The sequence below is a fragment of the Mameliella sp. AT18 genome (genome assembly GCF_028807275.1).
Classification (GTDB): domain Bacteria; phylum Pseudomonadota; class Alphaproteobacteria; order Rhodobacterales; family Rhodobacteraceae; genus Antarctobacter; species Antarctobacter albus.
On the sequence record NZ_JARAMO010000242.1, the window covers coordinates 1 to 1,364 of the forward strand.

Below are 1,364 nucleotides of genomic sequence, written 5' to 3' on the forward strand. Positions count from 1 at the left end.
CCTCAGTACCGGTAGTGCTCGGGCTTGAACGGGCCTTCGGGCGCCACGCCGATGTAGTCGGCCTGCTCCTTGGACAGTTCGCTCAGCTTGACGCCGATCCGCTCCAGGTGCAGCCGGGCGACCTTTTCGTCCAGGTGCTTGGGCAGGATGTAGACCTTGTTCTCGTACTGGTCGCCGTTCTTGTAGAGTTCGATCTGCGCCAGAACCTGGTTGGTGAAGGAGGCCGACATCACGAAGGACGGGTGACCCGTGGCGTTGCCGAGGTTCAGCAGACGGCCCTCGGACAGCAGGATGATGCGGTGCCCGTTGGGCAGCTCGATCATGTCCACCTGTTCCTTGATGTTGGTCCACTTGTGGTTCTTCAGCGCGGCGACCTGGATCTCGTTGTCGAAGTGGCCGATGTTGCCGACGATCGCCATGTCCTTCATCTCGCGCATGTGCTCGATGCGGATCACGTCCTTGTTGCCGGTGGTGGTGATGAAGATGTCGGCACTGGACACCACGTCTTCCAGCGTCGTCACCTCGAAGCCGTCCATCGCCGCCTGCAGGGCGCAGATCGGGTCGATCTCGGTCACTTTCACGCGGGCACCGGCGCCGCGCAGCGAAGCGGCAGAGCCCTTGCCGACGTCGCCGTAACCGCAGACCACGGCGACCTTGCCGGCCATCATCGTGTCGGTGGCACGGCGGATGCCGTCGACCAGCGATTCCTTGCAGCCGTACTTGTTGTCGAACTTCGACTTGGTCACGCTGTCGTTGACGTTGATCGCCGGGAAGGGCAGCTGGCCGTCGCGCACCAGCTGGTACAGGCGGTTGACGCCGGTGGTGGTTTCCTCGGACACGCCCAGGATCTGGTCGCGGGTCTTGGTGAACCAGCCGGGGCTTGCCGCCATGCGCTTCTTGATCTGCGCCTTGATGACTTCCTCTTCTTCCGAGGTCGGCACGGCGATGATGTCCTCACCCGCCTCGGCGCGCGCGCCCAGCAAGACGTAGAGCGTGGCGTCGCCGCCATCGTCCAGGATCATGTTCGGGCCATCGTCGAACAGGAAGGACTTGTCGAGGTAATCCCAATGCTCTTCCAGCGTCTGGCCCTTGATCGCGAAGACCGGGATGCCGGCTTCGGCGATGGCGGCGGCGGCGTGGTCCTGGGTCGAGAAGATGTTGCAGGACGCCCAGCGCACGTCGGCGCCCAGCGCCACCAGGGTTTCGATCAGGACAGCGGTCTGGATCGTCATGTGCAAGGAACCGACGATGCGCGCGCCTTTCAGCGGTTTCGCCTCGCCGTATTCCGCGCGCAGCGCCATCAGGCCCGGCATCTCGGTTTCGGCAATGTCGAGTTCCTTGCGGCCGAACCCGGCCAGTGCAAT

The 1,364-nt window shown here is 63.8% G+C and carries 1 protein-coding gene; it reads right to left on the minus strand.

What is annotated here, in order from left to right; all coding sequences use genetic code 11:
* Positions 1–2: 2 nt before the first annotated feature.
* A partial coding sequence (ahcY, locus tag PVW46_RS21250; protein WP_274577482.1) for an adenosylhomocysteinase occupies positions 3–1,364 on the minus strand: 1,362 nt, incomplete at its 5' end.